Consider the following 18,714-nt stretch of genomic DNA (forward strand, 5'->3'; position numbering starts at 1 on the left):
TTGGGGGGCCCGCGGGAGCGGCGCCCCGGGAGGGCCATCGCGGGTCATGCCGCCATCTGATCAGTCGTTCGCAGGCGCCAGAGTCAGGGTGTGCCGCGCCGGACCGGGCAGGAACGGAGTCGGCCGCCCATGCACCCAGTCGTCGTGGCCGGCGCCCCAGTACGGCGACAGCGGGTGCCCGCTCTGTCCGCCGGGCATGTGCGCGATGCCGTCGGCCTCGCGCCCGGGCGCGACCACCATCCGTTCGGAGGCGCCGAAGTCCGGTCCCTGTACCCGGGGCATGTTGCTGTCGCCGGCCAGCGGCTCCGCCGGCATGCACAGCAGCGGCCTGATCGCCTCAGGCAGTGCGCGCGAGAGCGGGTGACAGATCCGCGCGGTGTTGTATTCGCCCCAACTGCGCTCCGCCAGCGGACCGCCGGCGGCCAGCTCGTCGCGCAGCTCGACCGCGGCGTCCTCGAACAGCGCCGGCCAGGATTCGTAGCGCGTCGACAGCAGGTGCATCGGTTGTTGCTGCACCAGTGGCCAGGCCACGCCCTCGAGCTGACGCAGCGCCGGCATCCGGAACCCGTCATCGAGCCGGTCGCGGGCCGGTGCGACCAGGCCGTCGGCGATCCGTTCCAGCACCTTGTTGCGCCAGCCGCGCGCGATCCGGTAGCCGGCCGAGTCGATGCTGGCGCGCCCGGACCAGTCCTGGCCCGCCGCGGCCAGCTCGCGCAGCGCCGGTGTGCCGGCCCCGGCGGCCTGGCGCTGCAGCAGGTCGTGCCAACGCTGCAGGAACAGGGCGCGGTCGTCGAGCTGCACCTCGAGCAGGGCTTTCTCGTCGAAGCTTTGGCGCTCCCGCAGGGCATCGCGGATCTGGCCGGCACGCGCGCCCAGCGCGTAGCCGCCGTCGCCGATCAGGGTCAGCATGCCGTCGTCGACCACGCGCGAATTGGCGGTCCACAGTCGCGGGTGGTCCGCGCCGGAAACGCTCAACGCGGTCGATGCGCCGAGGGGCCAGGGCGCGCATGCGGCGTACTCGCCGGGGATTGAGGTGGCGGCGGCGCTGGGCGAGGCGACGCAGCCATCGCCACGCTCGGGCAGCGGGCCGAGCAGGCGCCAGGCGATGCGTCCGTCGGCGTCGCCGACCAGCAGGTTCTGCGCCGGAATCGCGGTGCGGTCGGCGATCCGCAGCGCGGCGTCGACCGAGCCGGCCTCGAGGAAGCCGGCCAGTTGCAGGTTCAGCGAGCCGGGTAGATGGGCGACCCAGCGCAGCGCGAGCCGGTCGCCGTCGTCCTCGCGGTGCATCACCGGGCCCCAGGGCGTTTCCTCGACCTCGAAGTCGACCGCGTCGCCCCCCGCCACTTCGATCCGTTCGACCACCGTGGTGCCGGGCATGCATCCCGCCGACGCGGCCGCATCGGCCGGGCAGGGCGGCAACCGCCGCCAGTCCAGCCAGTCGCCGTAGCTGTTGGTGAAGGCCCAGGCGATGCGGCCGTTGCTCCCCACCACCAGCGCCGGCAGTCCGGGCAGGGTGAAACCGGTGGCGTCGACCTGGCCGCCGGCCGCGTCGCGGTCGGGGTAGCGCAGCCGGGCGCGGAACCAGATGTTCGGGGCGCGCAGGCCCAGGTGCATGTCGTCGGCGACGATCGCGCGACCGTCGTCGGTCAGCGCGCCGGCAACGGCGAAGTTGTTGCTGCCCTTGACCGGAGCGTCGTTCAGGGGCGCTATCGCGGCGGTTGCCCCGGCCGGAGCCGACAGCTGCCGCAGATCGACCTGCTCCGGTCCCGGCAGGCTCGCATCGCCCAGCGGCGCGCCGACGATCGGGGCATCCCAACGGCTGCCGGCGTGGGTGAGCAGGTCGAACAGCGGCGCCGGCAGGTGCGGCTTGAGTTCCCACAGGGCCAGTTCGTCGGCGTTGCTCGCGTCCTGCAGGTCGAAGTACATCGCATAGGCGGCCAGCGCCGAGTCTTCCGCGCGCCAGGGCTCGGGTGTCTGGCGCAGCAGCAGGTACGGCCAGGGGCGCACCTTCAGGTCGGCCAGGCCGGCGTTGACGCCTTCGACATAGGCCTCCAGCAGCTTCCGCCGGTCGCCGGCGATCGACGCCATCTGCCGTTGCACCCGCGCCCGCATCCGATGGACGCGGTGGCGCTTGTCGACGTCGATCGCAACGGCTCCGAACAGCGCCGCCAGTTCGCCGGCGGAGGTGCGTCGCATCAGGTCCATCTCGAAATAGCGCTCCTGCGCGTGCAGGTGGCCGAGCGCGCGCATCGCGTCGAGCCGGTTCGATGCGGAGATGGTCGCCACGCCGAGTTCGTCGCGCTCGATGGTGACCGGGGCGGACAGGCCACGGAGCGTCTTCTCGCCGTCCAGTCCCGGCAGGCTGCCGGCCATCAGCATCCATGCCGCCACGAACAGCAGCAACGCACCCAGCAACAACAACAACGCTCCCCGCAGCAGCCAACGCTTCATGCCTTCCCCCGTGAAGTCCGGTTTCGTGTGGTTCGATCCTTGCAGGTTACCGCCGCCGCGGGCCGGGCGGGGGCATGGGGCGGTGCCTGCGTCCCGTTTTCGCGCCACGGGCGTGGGCGACGGTCCAGGTCGTTACACATGAAAGCGTCGCTTGCATGCGTGCGCGGACTGGGTCAGGATCGGCCCATGCATCGCCACCGCGCCACCACCGGTTTCCCGACTGCCCGCCAGGGCGGTCCGCGCGTGGCTGCCAACAATAACCGGAATAACAACGCCCGCCCGCCACAGGCCGGTGACTAGTTCCTAGCACCCAGAGTTCATCACTCTCCCCGGCCTGCACTGCGAAGTGCGGGCCTTTTTGTTTTCCGGCTTCCGAAATCCATCCGCCCCCTCTGAGTTCCCACCCGCTTTATTGCCCACGGAGTCCATCGCATGTGTTCGATCCTCGGAATATTCGGTCTGCAACCCGGCGACGATGTCGCCGCCCTGCGCCGGCAGGCCATCGGCCAGTCGCAGCGCCAGCGCCATCGCGGCCCCGACTGGAGCGGCGTGTATGTCGACGACGGCGCGATCCTGGTCCACGAGCGCCTGGCGATCGTCGATCCGGCCGGTGGTGCCCAGCCGATCCGCTCCGGCGACGGCCGGCTGGTGCTGGCGGTCAACGGCGAGATCTACAACCACCGCGAGCTGGAAGCGGCGCTGCGGCAGTCCTACGCGTTCCAGAGCGGCTCCGATTGCGAGGTGATCAACGCGCTGTACAGGCAGGGCGTTGATGGCGGTGGCGACGTCGACGCCTGGCTGGACCGGCTCAACGGGATATTCGCGTTCGCGTTGTGGGATAGCGAGCGCGGTCGTTGCCTGATCGCACGCGATCCGATCGGCGTCTGTCCGCTGTACTGGGGACACGATGGCGATGGCCGGCTGTGCGTCGCCTCGGAGATGAAGGCGCTCGCCGATACCTGCGCCGACGTCGCCCAGTTTCCGCCCGGTCACTACTACGACAGCGACCGCGGCGAGCTCGTCCGCTACTACACCCGGGCCTGGCGAGACCACGGCTCGACCGCCGGCGTCGAGGTCACGGCGCAGGCGCTGCGGGAGGCTTTCGAGGCCGCCGTGCATCGCCAGCTGATGTGCGACGTGCCCTACGGCGTGCTGCTCTCGGGCGGGCTGGATTCGTCGCTGGTCGCCGCGGTCGCCGCGCGTTTCGCCCGTCGCCGGATCGAGGAGGACGACGCCTCCGAGGCCTGGTGGCCGCGCCTGCACTCGTTCGCGATCGGACTGGAGGGCTCGCCCGACCTGGCCGCGGCGGCGGTCGCGGCCGAGGCGCTGGGTACCGTCCATCACGGCTTCACCTACAGCTTCGAGGAAGGCCTGGATGCGCTGCCGGAGGTGATCCGCCATATCGAGACCTACGACGTCACCACGATCCGCGCGTCGACGCCGATGTTCCTGCTCGCGCGCAGGATCAAGGCGATGGGGGTGAAGATGGTGCTTTCCGGCGAAGGCAGCGACGAGGTGTTCGGCGGCTACCTGTACTTCCACAAGGCGCCGGATGCGCGCGAGTTCCACGACGAGACCGTGCGCAAGCTCGATGCCCTCCACAACTACGACTGCCTGCGCGCGAACAAGTCGATGATGGCCTGGGGCGTCGAGGCGCGGGTGCCGTTCCTGGACGTCGACTTCCTCGACACCGCGATGTCGATGGACGCCCGCCACAAGATGGTCGGCAGCGGCGTCGACGGCCGTCGACGGATCGAGAAGGCGGTGCTGCGCGAGGCGTTCGACGGCTATCTGCCGGACTCGATCCTGTGGCGGCAGAAGGAGCAGTTCAGCGACGGCGTCGGCTATGGATGGATCGATGGCCTGAAGGTGCATGCCGAAGCGACGATCAGCGACCGCGTGTTCGCCGCCGCGGCCAGCCGTTTCCCGGTCAACCCGCCGCAGAGCAAGGAAGCCTTCCTGTACCGGCACATCTTCGAGCAGCTCTTCCCCGGTCCGGCCTGCGCGGCGACGGTGCCCGGCGGAAAATCGATCGCCTGCTCGTCGCCGGCGGCGATCGCCTGGGATGCCGCGTTCGCCGATGCCGCCGATCCGTCCGGGCGCGCGGTCGCGGGGGTGCACGCGGCGGCCTGAGCGCCGTCCGCGTGGCCCGGGTCAGCGGCGCTGGAGGCGGTAGACCGCCGTCTCCAGCGCGGTCACGCCCTCGGCGGCGAAGTTGGGCTGCTTGGCGAGGATGTCGCGCCGTTGCAGGGTCTCGACCCGCCAGTCGCGGTCGAAGCGCGCGTGCACTTCGTCGGCGCCGACGCTGAAGGGCGGCCCCGGCTTTTCGTGCCGGGGATACTCCAGGGTGATCACAAGGCCGCGGCAGCCGCCGGGCAGACGCGCATACACCTCGTCGACATAGCGCTCGCGCAGGTCCGGCGGCAAGGCGATCAGGGCGGCGCGGTCGAACACCGCATCGCAGCCGGCGAGCAGGGCCGGGTCGAGCGCGAACACGTCGCCGCAGATCAACTCGATGCCGCCGGCGCGGTAGTGACGCCCGGAGGACGATTCCGAGACCTGCGGCTCCAGTCGGTGCTCATCGAAGAACCCGGTCACCGCCAGTTCCGACAGTTCGACGCCCAGCACGCGGTGGCCGCGCGAGGCGAGCCAGACCATGTCCAGCGATTTGCCGGCCAGCGGCACGAACACCCGGCTGTCCGCGGCCCGGCGACCCTCGCCGAGCTCGAGCCGCGGCCAGTGCTCGACCAGCAGCGGCGTCGGCCTGTCCTGGTGGAAGCCGATGCGGCCCTCGCGCCAGCGCTGATGCCAGAAATCCGGCTGCATGTGCTCTCCTCGCTCCGTCGTCCGGGCAGGCGAAGCGCGCCCGGGGCGGTCGTGGCTATTCGACCGCCAGCCCTTCGACCTTCTGCCAGCCGCGCGGCAGCAGTCCGCCGCGGCTGGCGCGGCTGCCGATGTAGCCGTCCAGGTCCTTCCACGACAGGGTCATCGTGCGCGCGCCGGACTTCACGCTGAGGGTGCCGCCGACCGGGACCACCGCGATCGCGACGACCCGCTCGGTGCCGAGCTTGGCCTTGGGAATGTCGATCAGCTTGTTGCCCTTGCCCTTGCCCTTGTCGAGCTCGGGCAGCTCGGCGACCGGGAACGCCAGCAGGTGGCCGGCGGTGGTCACGACCACCAGACGGTCCTGGCCGGGGTCGGCGACCGGCGCCGGCTGGATCACCTTGGCGCCCTGGGTCAGCGACAGCATCGCCTTGCCGGCCTTGTTGCGGCTGGTCAGGTTCTCGAAGCGGGTGACGAAGCCGTAGCCGTGGCTGGAGGCGAGCACGAAGCGGCTGTCGTTGTCGCCGCTGGCCACGGTCTGGAACGCGGCGCCGGCGGCCGGCGAGAAGCGCCCGGTGAGCGGTTCGCCGTTGCCGCGCGCCGACGGCAGCGAATGCACGATCGTCGAGTACGAGCGGCCGGTCGAATCGAGGAAGGCGACTTGCTGGGTGCTGCGGCTGCGCGCCGCCGCCAGCAGGGCGTCGCCCTCGCGATAGCTCAGTGCGGCCGGGTCGATGTCGTGGCCCTTGGCGGCGCGGACCCAGCCCTTCTCGCTGATCACCACGGTCATCGGCTCGCTGGGCACCAGCTCGGTTTCGGACATCGCCTGGGCGGCGTCGCGCGCGACCAGCGGCGAGCGGCGCGCGTCGCCGAACTTCTTGGCGTCGGCGAGCAGTTCGTCCTTGACCAGCTTGCGCAGCCTGGCCTTGCTGCCGAGGATGGCGGTGAGGCGGTCGCGCTCGGCGAGCAGCTCCGACTCCTCGCCGCGGATCTTCATTTCCTCCAGCCGCGCCAACTGGCGCAGCTTGGTTTCCAGGATGTAGTCCGCCTGGTCCTCGCTGAGCTCGAAGCGCTTGATCAGTACCGGCTTGGGCTCGTCCTCGCTGCGGATGATGCGGATCACCTCGTCGAGATTGAGGAAGGCGATCAACAGGCCGGCCAACAGGTGCAGGCGGCGCTCGACCTTGTCGAGGCGGTGCTTCAGGCGGCGGGTGACGGTGTCGGCGCGGAAGCTCAGCCACTCCGACAGGAACGCCTTCAGGCCCTTGACCTGCGGGCGGCCGTCCAGGCCGATCACGTTGAAGTTGACCCGGTAGCTCTTTTCCAGGTCGGTGGTCGCGAACAGGTGGCCCATCAGCTGTTCGATGTCGACACGGTTGCTGCGCGGGACCAGCACGATCCGGGTCGGGGTCGCATGGTCGGACTCGTCGCGCAGGTCCTCCAGCCACGGCAGCTTCTTGGCCCGCATCTGGGTTGCGATCTGCTCGATCACCTTGCCCGGCGAGGCCTGGTAGGGCAGGGCGGTGACGACGATGTTGGTGCCTTCCTTGATGTACACGGCGCGGGCACGGACGCTGCCCAGGCCGCTCTCGTACATCGACAGCAGGTCGGCGCGCGGGGTGATGATCTCAGCCTCGGTCGGGTAGTCCGGGCCGCGCACGTGCTCGCACAGGTCGCGGGTGGTCGCGTCGGGGTCCTCGAGCAGGCGCACCGCGGCGCTGACGACCTCGTTGAGGTTGTGCGGTGGCACGTCGGTGGCCATGCCGACCGCGATCCCGGTGGTGCCGTTGAGCAGCAGGTGCGGCAGTCGCGCCGGCAGCCAGGTCGGTTCCTCCAGGGTGCCGTCGAAGTTCGGCGTCCAGTCGACCGTGCCCTGGCCGAGTTCGCCCAGCAGCACCTCGGCGATCGGGGTCAGCTTGGCCTCGGTGTAGCGCATCGCCGCGAACGACTTGGGATCGTCGCTGGAGCCGAAGTTACCCTGGCCTTCGATCAGCGGATAGCGGTACGAGAACGGCTGCGCCATCAGCACCATCGCCTCGTAGCAGGCGCTGTCGCCATGCGGATGGTATTTGCCGATCACGTCGCCGACCGTGCGCGCGGACTTCTTCGGTTTGGCCGCGGCGTTCAGCCCCAGCTCGCTCATCGCGTAGACGATGCGGCGCTGCACCGGCTTCAGGCCGTCGCCGAGGAACGGCAGGGCGCGGTCGAGCACCACGTACATCGAATAGTCGAGATAGGCGCGCTCGGCGTACTCCTTCAGCGGAATCTGCTCGAAGCCATGGAACGCCGGTCGTACGGTTTCGGTCATGCGTGACTCGGGGTGCGGACTGCGGTCCGGGCATTCTAGAGCCTGTTGCCGTCATTGCGACCGTCGCCCGGCCGCCTGCGGCCCGCCGCGCCAGCGCGTGTCGGGCCGCGTGGGGCGGGATCAGCGGTGCAGGTCGCCGGCGGCCTCGGGCTGGTAGTCCAGCGCGACCACGGTCAGGCGGGTGCTGCGGCCGCCCGGCAGCGGCCAGTCGATGGTGGCGCCGACGCGCAGGCCCAGCAGGGCGCTGCCGATCGGGGCCAGGACCGAGACCCTGCCGGGGTCGCCGTTCGCTTCGCGCGGGTAGACCAGGGTGATGTCGCGGGTGTTGCCGTTGTTCTCGTCGCGGATGCGGACGGTGGAGTTCATGCTGACCACGTCGGCCGGCATCGCCGCCGGTGCCACCCGCTCGGCACGGTCGAGTTCGGCCTCCAGCGCGCGGGTGTCCAGGGCGTCGGCCTGGGGGCTGTCGAGCAGGGCTTCGATGCGTTGGGCATCGAGGTGGGAGATGACGATGGGCGGGGGGATCGGACGGGTCATACCGGGGTCTCCATGGCAATGCGGGCGGCGCCCTGGAGGACGCCGCCCGCGGTTCGGTCGATGTCTGCGGACCATAGTCCCGACCGGACCGGGCGGCAAGCGTCGAAGGCGGCCCCGGCCTTGCCGCAATGGGCGGATGACGGGCGGATGAAAGAAATCTTCGACGGGGCATTGACAAGGTATTCATTGCGCCGCAACATATGCGGCTCGCGCAGCACTGCGGCGCGACTTGCCCAGGTGGCGGAATTGGTAGACGCACTAGTTTCAGGTACTAGCGGGTAAAACCGTGGAGGTTCGAGTCCTCTCCTGGGCACCATACACAAAGCGGCGGCATCGCCGTCGCGACAAGGACCCCGCCGAGTGCGGGGTTTTTTGTTGCCCGAGTGCGGGCCCGCCCGATCCCGACTGCGGGGTTCTCAGCCGCGGGGGAAGCCGCGCTCGTAGTCCTCGCGGGTGATCTCGCGCCCGAAGCGCAGTGCGTCGTTGAACAGTCGGTTGTCGTGCGGGACCGCCCCGGGACTCTCGATCTCGCCGTAGAAGCGCACGTAGATCCTGCGCAGCCGGTGGTCCCAGCGATAGGTGACCTCTTCGAAGTCGTAGTCGATGTAGATGTCGCGGGTGGCGAAATGCTCGCCCTTGCCGGGGGCCATAGGCGTGTCCGTCGTCGTGATCGCGGCCGTGCGGGCGCATGTACCCGATGGCGGTTGCCGACATGCTACGTGCAGCCGGCATCGGCGGCGCGGCGTTCAGCCGCGCGGTCGCGGCTTCGGTTACCATTGCCGCGATTGGCCCGTGGCCTCAGCGGCGGATTGCGACCGCTGGGGCGAAGCGCCAACCGGGGCCGGCCTTTCGCCGGCCCGGCTCTCCTGCCTCGCGGCGACGCGTGTTCCAGCCCCGCAGCGATGCCGTTCTGAGCCCGGTTCCTGACACCGCTCCGTCTGTCATCGCGACACGGCCGGACTCCCGCCGGTTGCTCCCCGTTCAGCGGATTCACACCCACTCGATAGGGATGGCGCCAGACTCGGTGCCAATCATCATCGAACCCGGGGAGAGTCCGGTGAGCGACAAGGAAAGACGCGCGCCCGACCTCATGCCGTCCCCGCACCGGTTGCGCGCCGGACTGACGCCGGCGCAACTGGCCACGCTGGAAACCCTGGAAACCTTCGGCTGGGTCCTGGAATTCGTCCGCCGGCCGCTGTTCCGCGATCCGGTTCCGGTCGTGTTCGACCGGGGCAGGACGCGCTGCGTGGTGCTCGAAGCCGACGGTTCCATCAACGAGAACCACGGCCTGCAACTGCGCGATTGACCGGGCCGGCGCCGTGCCTGCTCCGGGCAGGTCCTGACATCCCCGGGCTCCTCCGCGAGCCCGCCCACTTTCACCGGCCAGGCGCCGGTCTGTCATCATTCCCCTATGAGCAAGAAATCCGCATCCCGCGGCAAATCCAAGAAGAACAAGAAGGCGCCGTCGGCGAAGACGTCGGCGGGCCGCAACACACACAGCGCCGGCGCCAAGTCGGGCAAGGCCTCCAGGCACGGCGGCAAGAAGACGCCGGCGTGGATGCCGGAACCGCCTCCGCGCGGCTCGCGCCCGCAGCGCCCCGGGCGCGCGGTCGCCCCGGACCAGGTCCACAGCGGCCGCGATCCGCATGCCGAGCGCGAGGCCGCGCGCTACGCCAACCCGATCGCCAGCCGCGAGATGATCCTCGGCCTGTTGGTCGCCGCCGACGGCCCAATGACCATCGAGGCAGTGGCCGAGCGCCTGTCGCTGACCGACGAGGAGCGCTTCGACGCGCTCACCGCGCGGCTGCGGGCAATGGTCCGCGACGGCCAGCTGCTGCAGAACCGCAAGGGCGCCTATGCGCCGGCCGAGCAGATGGACCTGGTGCCGGGCGTGGTGATCGCCAATCCCGACGGCTTCGGCTTCCTGCGCCCGGATGCGGGCGGCGACGACCTGTTCCTGCCGCCGTTCGAGATGCGCAAGGCGATGCACGGCGACCGGGTGATGGCCAGCGTGACCGGCATGGACCGGCGCGGTCGCCGCGAAGGCGCCATCGTCGAGGTGCTCGAGCGTCGGCTCAACCGGCTGATCGGCCGCTTCACCGAGGAAGTCGGCATCACCTACGTGGTGCCGGACGATCCGCGCATCCAGCGCAACGTGATGATCCCGTCCGACGCCCGCGGCGACGCCCGGCCGGGCCAGTTGGTGGTGGCCGAGATCACCCAGCCGGCCGACGCGCGACGCCCGCCGATCGGGCGCATCCTGACCGTGCTCGGCGAGCGCCTGACCGCCTCGCTGGCGGTGCAGGCGGCGCTGCATGCGCACGAGATTCCGCACGAGTTCCCGCAGGCGGCGCTCGACGAGGCGGCGAACGTGCCGCTGGAGGTCGACCCGCAGGTCGCCGCCAGGCGCGAGGACATCCGCGACCTGCCGCTGGTGACGATCGACGGCGAGGATGCCAAGGACTTCGACGACGCGGTGTGGTGCGAACCCAACCGCGACGGGTTCCGGTTGCTGGTCGCGATCGCCGACGTTTCCCACTACGTGCGTCCGGGCACGCCGCTGGACGAGGAGGCGCAGCTGCGCGCGACCTCGGTCTACTTCCCCGGTTTCGTGGTGCCGATGCTGCCGGAGACGCTGTCCAACGGCATCTGTTCGCTCAAGCCCAAGGTCGACCGGCTGTGCTTCGTCTGCGACATGCAGGTGAACCGCGACGGCGAGGTCGTCGAGTCGCGCTTCTACGAGGCGGTGATGCATTCGCATGCGCGCCTGACCTATACCCAGGTCTGGAACGCGGTCGGCGAGGGCATTCCGGAGGACGACCGTGCCGACGCCCTGGCGGCGGTCGGCGAGCTGTTGCCGCAGGTGCAGCGCCTGCACCAGCTGTACCGGATCCTGGCGAAGGCGCGCGAGCGTCGCGGCGCGATCGAGTTCGAGAGCGGCGAGGTCCGCTTCGTGCTGGACAACACCGGCGAGGTGGTCCAGGCCGGCATGCTCCAGCGCAACGACGCGCACAAGCTGATCGAGGAATGCATGATCGCGGCCAACGTCGAGGCGGCGCGCTTCCTGCTTGCCCGCGAGGTGCCGGCGCCGTACCGCGTCCACGAGCGTCCGCCGGAGCAGAAGTACGCCGATCTGGAGGAGTTCCTGAAGGAGTTCAAGCTTCGCCTGCCGCCGTGGGCGAAGGTGCAGCCGCGCGACTTCACCCACCTGTTGAAGAAGGTCCGCGAGCGTCCGGACGCGGCGCTGATCGAGTCGGTGCTGCTGCGCAGCCAGAGTCTGGCGGTGTACGCGCCGGACAACAGCGGCCACTTCGGACTGGCGCTGGACGCCTATGCGCACTTCACCTCGCCGATCCGGCGCTACCCGGACCTGATGGTGCACCGTGCGATCAAGCACGTGCTGTCGGGCGCGAAGGCGGAGAAGTTCGTCTATTCGCCGAGCCAGATGGCGGCGTTGTCGCTGCAGTGTTCGGAGCGCTCGCGCCGTGCCGACGAAGCCCAGCGCGAGGTCGACGAGCGCTACCGCGCCGCGTGGATGGAGCAGCATGTCGGCGGCGAGTTCAGCGGCGTGATCAGCGGGGTCACCAGCTTCGGTCTGTTCGTCGAGCTGGACGAGTCGAAGGTCAACGGCCTGGTCCACGTGACCCAGTTGCCGAACGACTATTACCACTTCGATCCGATCCGCAAGACCCTGACCGGCGAGCGCTCCAGCCGCGAGTTCCGTCTCGGCGACCGGGTCGATATCGTGGTGATGAAGGCCAGCGTCGAGGACCGCAAGATCGACTTCAGGCTGGTCGAGGGGCGCCGCGACGAGAACGGCGACGTCCACGCGTCCGGAGTCAGGCCGCCACCGCCGCGCGGCAAGCCGGCGCGGCGACGGAAGCAGAAGTACTGAACGCAAGCCCGGGCCCGCGCGCTGGCGCGATAATGGCTCCCGTCCCAGTCACGGATCCAGAATGAGCAAGCAGAACCAGTGGGTCGCCGGCATCAATGCGGTGTCGGCCGCGATCGAACACGACGCCGAACACGTACGCGAGGTGCTGATCGAAGCCGGCGCCAAGAACCCGCGCCTGGCCGAGATCGAGGCCAATGCCCGCCGCAAGGGCATCGATGTGCGCCGGGTCGCCCAGCAGGCCCTGGACGGCGTCGCCGGCGGTCTGCGCCACCAGGGCGCGGTCGCCCGCTACGCTGCCGCGCGCAGCTGGAGCGAGAGCGAGCTGGCCGGCCTGGTCGAGGCCGCGCAGGGGCGCGCGCTGCTGCTGCTGCTCGACGGCGTGCAGGATCCGCACAACCTCGGTGCCTGCCTGCGCAGCGCCGCCGCCGCCGGCGCGACCGCGGTGGTGATTCCCAAGGACAAGGCGGTGCAGGTCAACGCGACCGTGCGCAAGACCTCGGCCGGCGCCGCCGACCGGATTCCGGTGGTGACGGTGACCAATCTGGCGCGGACGATGCGCGAGCTGCAGAAGCTCGGCGTGTGGCTGTACGGCCTGGCCGGCGAGGCCGACGGCTCGATCTACCGGCTCGACCTGCGCGGCAATGTCGGCCTGGTGATGGGCGGCGAGGGCGACGGCCTGCGCCGGCTGACCCGCGAGAACTGCGACCAGCTGGTCAACATCCCGATGCCCGGCGCCGATGCCGAGGGCGGGGTGGAGAGCCTGAACGTGTCGGTGGCCAGCGGCGTCGCCCTGTTCGAGGCGGTGCGCCAGCGCCAGGGCTGAGGCGCCTGTCCGCGCTTGCGGTTGGCACGCTCCCGACCGCGGGCTGAACGTTCATCCCGCGGCAAGCCAGGGCCGCGGCCGCGTGGGAAAATGCTGCCGTTCGCGGCTTCCGCCGCGGATGGACGCGGGGACGACCCCGCCTCTCCACGATCATCCGGGGACGGCCCCTCTCATGGGAGTCTCCGTCATGTCCTGGATCATCCTCATCGTCGCCGGCCTGTTCGAGATCGGCTGGGCGATCGGTCTGAAGTACACCGAAGGGTTCACCCGCCTGTGGCCGTCGGTCGGCACGGTCGCCGCGATGGCGATCAGCGTCGGCCTGCTCGGCGTGGCGATGAAGTCGTTGCCGGTCGGCACCGCCTATGCGGTCTGGGTCGGCGTTGGCGCGGTCGGCACCGTCATTCTCGGCATCGTGCTGTTCGACGAGCCGCTGAACCTGTTGCGCGCGGCCAGCGTGCTGTTGATCGTCGCCGGTCTGGTCGGGCTGAAGCTGGCGACGCCCTGAGCGGTGGTCGCCCGCGGCTTTGGCCCTCAGCGCGGCGCCTGCGGCCAGGCGTTGACGATCTTGCAGAACAACTGCGCGGTGCGCTCGGTGTCGTAGACCGCCGAGTGCGCCTCGTCGCTGTTCCAGTCCAGCCCGGCCGCCTGCACCGCCCGCGCCAGCACGGTCTGGCCATAGGCGACGCCGGCCAGGGTCACGGTATCGAACACGCTGAAAGGGTGGAACGGATTGCGCTTGTGGTTGCAGCGCGCGACCGCGGCGTTGAGGAAGTTCAGGTCGAAGTGGGCGTTGTGGCCGACCAGGATCGCGCGCTGGCAGCCGTGCTTCTTGACCGCGGCGCGTACCGGCGCGAACACCCGCTCCAGCGCCGGTCGCTCGGGCAGGGCGTCGCGGAACGGATGGTCGATGTCGATCCCGGTCACTTCCAGCGACTTGGGGTCGATCTCGGTGCCGGCGGCCGGAACCACGTGGCTGCCGGTCACCTCGCCCACGCACAGCTGGCCGTCGTCGTCGACGTCGACCGGTGCGACCGCGATTTCCAGCAGGGCGTGGCGGTTCCAGTCGAAGCCGCCGGTCTCGACATCGACGATCACCGGCAGGTAGCCGCGGAAGCGCGTGGACAAGGGCGAGAGGGCGGCCGCCTTGGCGCCGGTGGGGCGCACCGCGGCGGCGATTTCGCGGGGGATATGCATGGCGAAAGCGTAGCAGACCCGTATGCCGGAACCGACCGCGGGCGGGAGGTGCGAGGGTGGCGCCGACACTCTGGATCGCGAAGGCCGGCGGTCCGGCGAAGGCTGGCCGTCCCGCGCGCGCTCTGGCAGGGTGTCGGCCCCGGATGCATGCGATACGGAGCGATTGGTGAGGATTCTTGCGGCGGTCCTGATGGCTTTGTTCCTGGCCGGCGCTTCGGCGGCCGCCGAGCCCGATCTCGAAGCCCTGATCTGGAACGGAAAGGCTGAGCAGGCGATCCAGCTGCTGGAGGCGCGACCGGATCTGGTCAATGCGAGGCTGGGCGGTTTCACGCCCCTGCATCTGGCCGGCATGGTCAACAACGTCGGGGTCGCGAAGTATCTGCTGGCCCACGATGTGGAGGTCGACGCGCGCGACTTCGAAGGCTATTCCGCCCTGGTCCGGGCCCGGGCCAACGGCAATCTGGAAATCGCCGACCTGATCGTCGCCCATGGCGGCACGGAGCTGCGGCCCTGAGCCGGGCCTCCACGCGGGGGCGGGCCTGTCGGATCCTGTGATCCGCGCGTCGGCGGCGCTCAGCCGGCCGGCATCGTGCCCAGCAGCACCGAGCTGGCGCGCATCTGTTGCAGCAGGGCCAGGCCCTGGGCGATGAATGGCGGGTCGGCCGCGACACCGGCCTCGTCGGCGAGCGCCTGCAGCAGGAGGCGGCCGCTGGGGCGGGGCGAGGCGTCGGCGGCCTCGCCCACCCGCTCGACCAAGCGGTAGGTCAGCGGGCTCAGTTCGGAGAAGCGGACCCGGCCGTCGGGTTCGCGCCGCAGCATCAGCAGGGTCGGCGTCTGGGGCGCCTGTCGCGGCAGATGGTCGGGACCGAGCCGGTGCACCGGCCACTGGTAGGCCAGTGGCCAGGCCAGCGGCGACAGCACCGGGCAGGCCTCGAGCAGGTCGCCGCCCGGATCGGCGTCGACATCCTCGATGCGGGCCTCGGAGATCTGCAGCGCCAGCTCGACCCACTCGTAGTGGGCCAGTTCGGCCAGCCAGTCCGGCCCCAGTCCGGGCTGCGCCTCGACAAAGCGCAGGAACTCGCGCGCGACCTCCGGGAACAGCGGGGTCTGGCAGCGGTGGTCGCGATAGAACCGACGCACCAACGCCGGCCATTCGTCGCCGAAGATCCTGCGGATCACCGGGAAGTTGCCGGCCAGCAGGCTCTCGATGTTGTTGAACAGCAGTTCGCGGTAGACCGCGAGCCGGCGCGGCTCGATGTCCGGCGCCGGCTGGCCGTCCGGGTCGCGCAGGTAGCGGGTCAGCTCGAACTGCTGCGCGCGCAGGCGCGGCGGCGCGGGACCGGGGGAGGTGTGCGCGTCAGGCATGGGCGTGCCTGGGCCGGACATCGCGGTTGGTCGCGAGAATGCCCCGCACCGTGTCCAGCTCGCCGAGCAGTTCGGCGAACGGAGGGAAGTTGAAGTCGCGTTCCAGCAGGGTCGGGCGCGGGCCGAAACGGCGGCAGGCCTCGCCCAGCAGCGACCAGACCGCGTCCTTGACCGCCGCGCCGTGGGTGTCGACCTTGAGGTCGTCGGCTTCGTCGAAGTGGCCGGCGACATGGATGCAGGCGATCCGCTCGCCGGGCATCGCGGCGAGGAAGGCGCTGGCGTCGTAGCGGTGGTTGATCGCGTTGACGTAGATGTTGTTGACGTCCAGCAGCAGGTCGCAGTCGGCCTCGGCCAGCACCGCGTTGATGAAGGCGGCCTCGTCCATGCCCTGGTGCGGGGCGGCGTAGTAGGACACGTTCTCGACCGCGATCCGGCGACCGAGGATGTCCTGGGTCTGGCGGATGCGCGCGGCGACGTGATGCACCGCTTCGTCGGTGAACGGGATCGGCAGCAGGTCGTAGAGCTGTCCGTCGTCGCTGCAGTAGCTCAGGTGCTCGCTGTACAGCGGTACCCGGTGGCGGTCGAGGAAGCGGCGGACGCGGCCGAGGAAGGTCTCGTCCAGCGGCGCGCAGCCGCCCAGCGACAGCGACAGCCCATGGCAGGTCAGCGGGTGGCGGGCGCTGAGCGTTTCCAGCGCCTCGCCAAGAAGGCCACCCACCCCGATCCAGTTTTCAGGAGCGCATTCGAGGAAGTCGAAGGCATCCGCGGACGCGGTCCGCAGCGGGTCCAGCAGGGCCCGCCGCAGGCCGAGGCCGACGGCGTCGGAGCGAAGGGGTGGGTGGCCGGTCATGCGACGGTTCTCACTGCAGGGTCAGCACATGGAGGTGCGGGGCCATGCGGTGGGCTGGCATCAGGCCATGCCGCCGCACTTGCCTTCGCCGCACTTGCCCTCGGCGCCCTTGTCGCCGCCGCAGCTGCCTTCGGCACCCTTGTCGGCGCCGCAGGAGCCTTCGTGGCCGGCCTTCAGCTCGTCGGCGCTGATCTGGCCGTCGCTGTTGCTGTCGTAGCTGGCGAAGCGGCTGGTGTCGCCGTCGTGGGCGGCGCCGAACTCGGCCTGCGAGACCATGCCGTCCTGGTCGGTGTCCATCTTCTCGACACCGCACTTGCCTTCGCCGCACTTGCCCTCGGCGGCCTTGTCGGCACCGCAGTTGCCTTCGGCGACGGTGGCGCCGAGCAGGTAGCCGCCGGCGAGATCGTTCATCGCGAACGCCGACGTGGACATCGCCATGCCGCCGATCAGGACGGCGCCCACCGCGAGTGCGACCGGTTTTTTGCTGTTGCTCATGTCTTGGTTCCTCTCTCCAGTGAATGGCGCGGGTCATCCGCGCCGGTCGAGTCACGCGGCCGCTGGGCCGCCGGACACTGTGCTGTTACGCAGTCAGGTGTCGGAGGGTTACACGGCCGGTGTTAGGACCATGCCACGGGCCGGGCGCGGACCCGGTGACGTTTATCGACGATTCATCCAGGCGCGACGAAGCGTGACCGGCCGCGCAACGAAAACGGGCGGCCGAAGCCGCCCGTCGGAAACCCGCACCGGCGCGAGCCGGTCGCGCCAGCGCTCAGGGCGCAGTGGTGGTGTTGGAGTCGTCGCGCTTCTCGCGCGGCGGCAGCTCGTCGTCGCCCTTGACCAGGAACCAGATGTTCTCGGCGATGTTGGTGGCGTGGTCGCCGATCCGTTCGATGTTCTTGGCCATGAACAGGAGGTGGGTGCAGGCGGTGATGCTGCGCGCGTCCTCCATCATGTAGGTCAGCAGTTCGCGGAACAGGCCGGTGTAGGCGACATCGATCTCGGCATCGCGCGCGCGGATCCGCTTGGCCGCCTCGATGTCGTTGTCGCGGTAGGCGGCGAGCACGTCGCGGACCTGCTTGACCGCCAGGGTGCCGAGCGCGTGCAGGCCGGCCACGTGCGGCAGCGCCGGCATCATGTTCAGCGCGGTGGAACGCTTGGCGACGTTGGCGGCGTAGTCGCCGACCCGCTCGATGTCGGAGGCGATCCGGATCGCGGCGAGGATCTCGCGCAGGTCGCGGGCCAGCGGGCCGCGCAGCGCGAGCTTCATCACGTCATGACTGATCTCCTGCTCGAGCGCGTCGATCGCCTCGTCGTTGGCGATGATCCGCTCGGCGGCCTTGTCGTCGCGACGCTCGACCACGTCGAGCGCGGCCTCGAGCTGGGAGGCGGCCATCTCGCCCATGCGCAGGGTTTCGTCGAGCAGACGCTTCTGCTCTTCGTCGTAGCTCTTGACGATGTGATCGTGCATGTCGGTGCTCATCTGAGTGGTGTCCTGGAGAATCGGATCGTTCTGGCCAGGAGGCGGTGGTCGTCCGTGGCATTACCGTTTCGACTTCGGGTCGTCCGGCCCGGCCATCCGTCGCCGGGCGTTCGACAGGCCGCGTGGGCAGCGTGCCTCAGCCGAACCTGCCGGTGATGTAGTCCTCGGTCTGCTGCTTGGTCGGTGCCGAGAATATCTGGTCGGTGGAGCCGTGTTCGATCAGGTCGCCCAGGTACATGAAGGCGGTGAAGTCGGACACGCGCGCCGCCTGTTGCATGTTGTGGGTGACGATCGCGATGGTGTAATCGAGCTTCAGCTCCTCGACCAGCTGTTCGATGCGGCTGGTCGAGATCGGGTCCAGCGCCGAGGTCGGCTCGTCGAGCAGCAGCACGTCCGGACGCAGGGCGACCGCGCGCGCGATGCACAGGCGCTGCTGCTGGCCGCCGGACAGGCCGAGCGCGCTCTGGCCCAGCTTGTCCTTGACCTCGTCCCACAGCGCGCCCTGGCGCAGCGCCTGCTCGACCCGGTCGTTCATTTCCGACTTCGACAGCTTCTCGTGGTGGCGGATGCCGTAGGCGACGTTCTCGAAGATCGTCATCGGGAACGGCACCGGCTTCTGGAACACCATGCCGACCTTGCTGCGCAGCCGGTTCATCGGATAGCGCGGGTCGAGGATGTTCTCGCCGTCCAGCAGCACCTGGCCGCTGGCGCTGAGTTTGGGGTACAGCGCATAGATGCGGTTGAACACCCGCAGCAGGGTCGACTTGCCGCAGCCGGAAGGGCCGATCAACGCCGTCACCCGCTTCTCGGGAATGTCCAGGTTGATTCCCTTGAGCGCATGGAAGCGGTCGTAGTGGAAGTCGAGCCCACGCACCGACAGCTTGACCGGCGCGGCTTCGGCCGTGGCGGAGTCGCGCTGGGGCGTGGCGATGGTGATGCGGGCGTCGTTCATGACCGGGGTCCGGGCAACGGGAGGGACGTTCTGGGT

General features: G+C 69.9%; 17 protein-coding genes and 1 tRNA gene. 7 read left to right on the forward strand and 11 right to left on the reverse strand.

The features are described 5' to 3' along the window. Positions 1 to 60: 60 nt before the first annotated feature. On the reverse strand, positions 61 to 2,451 hold the full coding sequence (locus tag FKV24_RS06865) for a penicillin acylase family protein (protein ID WP_141481852.1): 2,391 nt from the start codon (positions 2,449 to 2,451) through the stop codon (positions 61 to 63). A gap of 432 nt (positions 2,452 to 2,883) precedes the next feature. On the opposite strand from FKV24_RS06865, the gene asnB reads away from it, so the two are divergent. Beyond that, the gene (gene asnB, locus FKV24_RS06870) at positions 2,884 to 4,584 is read left to right on the forward strand and encodes an asparagine synthase B (RefSeq protein WP_141481853.1); all 1,701 of its coding nucleotides are present in this window, start codon (positions 2,884 to 2,886) and stop codon (positions 4,582 to 4,584) included. Between the two features lie 21 nt (positions 4,585 to 4,605). Here asnB and FKV24_RS06875 read toward each other — a convergent pair whose 3' ends face one another. The 3 genes from FKV24_RS06875 to rnk form a co-directional block, all read right to left on the reverse strand. Then, positions 4,606 to 5,277: a thiopurine S-methyltransferase gene (locus FKV24_RS06875; protein WP_141481854.1), complete on the reverse strand. Its 672-nt coding sequence runs from the start codon at positions 5,275 to 5,277 to the stop codon at positions 4,606 to 4,608. Positions 5,278 to 5,332: 55 nt separating this feature from the next. Beyond that, a complete protein-coding gene (gene parC, locus FKV24_RS06880; protein WP_141481855.1) occupies positions 5,333 to 7,582 on the reverse strand; it encodes a DNA topoisomerase IV subunit A in 2,250 nt (749 codons plus the stop codon). Between the two features lie 120 nt (positions 7,583 to 7,702). After that, a complete protein-coding gene (rnk, locus tag FKV24_RS06885; RefSeq protein ID WP_141481856.1) occupies positions 7,703 to 8,119 on the reverse strand; it encodes a nucleoside diphosphate kinase regulator in 417 nt (138 codons plus the stop codon). A 231-nt stretch (positions 8,120 to 8,350) separates the two neighbouring features. Between rnk and FKV24_RS06890 the strand changes: the two genes are divergently transcribed. Next, positions 8,351 to 8,435 (forward strand) — tRNA-Leu (locus FKV24_RS06890). Between the two features lie 100 nt (positions 8,436 to 8,535). Here the strand turns inward: FKV24_RS06890 and FKV24_RS06895 are convergent. Beyond that, positions 8,536 to 8,769 carry a hypothetical protein gene (locus FKV24_RS06895; protein WP_141481857.1) on the reverse strand — a complete coding sequence of 78 codons (234 nt, stop codon included), beginning with the start codon at positions 8,767 to 8,769 and terminating at the stop codon, positions 8,536 to 8,538. A gap of 47 nt (positions 8,770 to 8,816) precedes the next feature. Between FKV24_RS06895 and FKV24_RS19810 the strand changes: the two genes are divergently transcribed. The 4 genes from FKV24_RS19810 to sugE all read left to right on the forward strand — a co-directional run bounded on the left by FKV24_RS19810 (position 8,817) and on the right by sugE (position 13,342). After that, positions 8,817 to 9,425 carry a hypothetical protein gene (locus FKV24_RS19810; protein WP_249040949.1) on the forward strand — a complete coding sequence of 203 codons (609 nt, stop codon included), beginning with the start codon at positions 8,817 to 8,819 and terminating at the stop codon, positions 9,423 to 9,425. 105 nt (positions 9,426 to 9,530) lie between these two features. Beyond that, positions 9,531 to 12,014, forward strand: coding sequence for a ribonuclease R (gene rnr / locus FKV24_RS06905; RefSeq protein WP_141481858.1), 2,484 nt, complete (start codon positions 9,531 to 9,533; stop codon positions 12,012 to 12,014). A gap of 61 nt (positions 12,015 to 12,075) precedes the next feature. Next, positions 12,076 to 12,837 carry a 23S rRNA (guanosine(2251)-2'-O)-methyltransferase RlmB gene (gene rlmB / locus FKV24_RS06910; protein ID WP_141481859.1) on the forward strand — a complete coding sequence of 254 codons (762 nt, stop codon included), beginning with the start codon at positions 12,076 to 12,078 and terminating at the stop codon, positions 12,835 to 12,837. Between the two features lie 187 nt (positions 12,838 to 13,024). Further along, positions 13,025 to 13,342: a quaternary ammonium compound efflux SMR transporter SugE gene (gene sugE, locus FKV24_RS06915; RefSeq protein WP_111265987.1), complete on the forward strand. Its 318-nt coding sequence runs from the start codon at positions 13,025 to 13,027 to the stop codon at positions 13,340 to 13,342. A gap of 26 nt (positions 13,343 to 13,368) precedes the next feature. Here the strand turns inward: sugE and rnt are convergent, their stop codons facing one another. Next, positions 13,369 to 14,031 (reverse strand): ribonuclease T, encoded by a 663-nt coding sequence (gene rnt, locus FKV24_RS06920; protein WP_111265988.1) that lies wholly within the window; start codon positions 14,029 to 14,031, stop codon positions 13,369 to 13,371. Between the two features lie 22 nt (positions 14,032 to 14,053). On the opposite strand from rnt, the gene FKV24_RS06925 reads away from it, so the two are divergent. After that, a complete protein-coding gene (locus tag FKV24_RS06925) occupies positions 14,054 to 14,545 on the forward strand; it encodes an ankyrin repeat domain-containing protein (RefSeq protein WP_141481860.1) in 492 nt (163 codons plus the stop codon). Positions 14,546 to 14,604: 59 nt separating this feature from the next. Here the strand turns inward: FKV24_RS06925 and FKV24_RS06930 are convergent, their stop codons facing one another. The 5 genes from FKV24_RS06930 to pstB form a co-directional block, all read right to left on the reverse strand. Next, on the reverse strand, positions 14,605 to 15,396 hold the full coding sequence (locus FKV24_RS06930; protein WP_141481861.1) for an HvfC family RiPP maturation protein: 792 nt from the start codon (positions 15,394 to 15,396) through the stop codon (positions 14,605 to 14,607). Continuing rightward, positions 15,389 to 16,246 carry an HvfB family MNIO-type RiPP peptide maturase gene (locus tag FKV24_RS06935; RefSeq protein ID WP_141481862.1) on the reverse strand — a complete coding sequence of 286 codons (858 nt, stop codon included), beginning with the start codon at positions 16,244 to 16,246 and terminating at the stop codon, positions 15,389 to 15,391. The genes FKV24_RS06930 and FKV24_RS06935 overlap by 8 nt, the downstream gene beginning before the upstream one ends. Before the next feature lie 60 nt (positions 16,247 to 16,306). Then, entirely contained in the window at positions 16,307 to 16,741 is a 435-nt protein-coding gene (locus tag FKV24_RS06940; protein WP_111265992.1) for an HvfA family oxazolone/thioamide-modified RiPP metallophore, read from the reverse strand. Between the two features lie 274 nt (positions 16,742 to 17,015). Then, positions 17,016 to 17,726 carry a phosphate signaling complex protein PhoU gene (phoU, locus tag FKV24_RS06945; protein WP_111265993.1) on the reverse strand — a complete coding sequence of 237 codons (711 nt, stop codon included), beginning with the start codon at positions 17,724 to 17,726 and terminating at the stop codon, positions 17,016 to 17,018. A 136-nt stretch (positions 17,727 to 17,862) separates the two neighbouring features. After that, entirely contained in the window at positions 17,863 to 18,678 is an 816-nt protein-coding gene (pstB, locus tag FKV24_RS06950; RefSeq protein ID WP_111265994.1) for a phosphate ABC transporter ATP-binding protein PstB, read from the reverse strand. Between the last annotated feature and the right edge of the window lie 36 nt (positions 18,679 to 18,714).

It is taken from the genome of Marilutibacter maris (assembly GCF_006546735.2).
Taxonomy (GTDB): Bacteria; Pseudomonadota; Gammaproteobacteria; order Xanthomonadales; family Xanthomonadaceae; genus Marilutibacter; species Marilutibacter maris.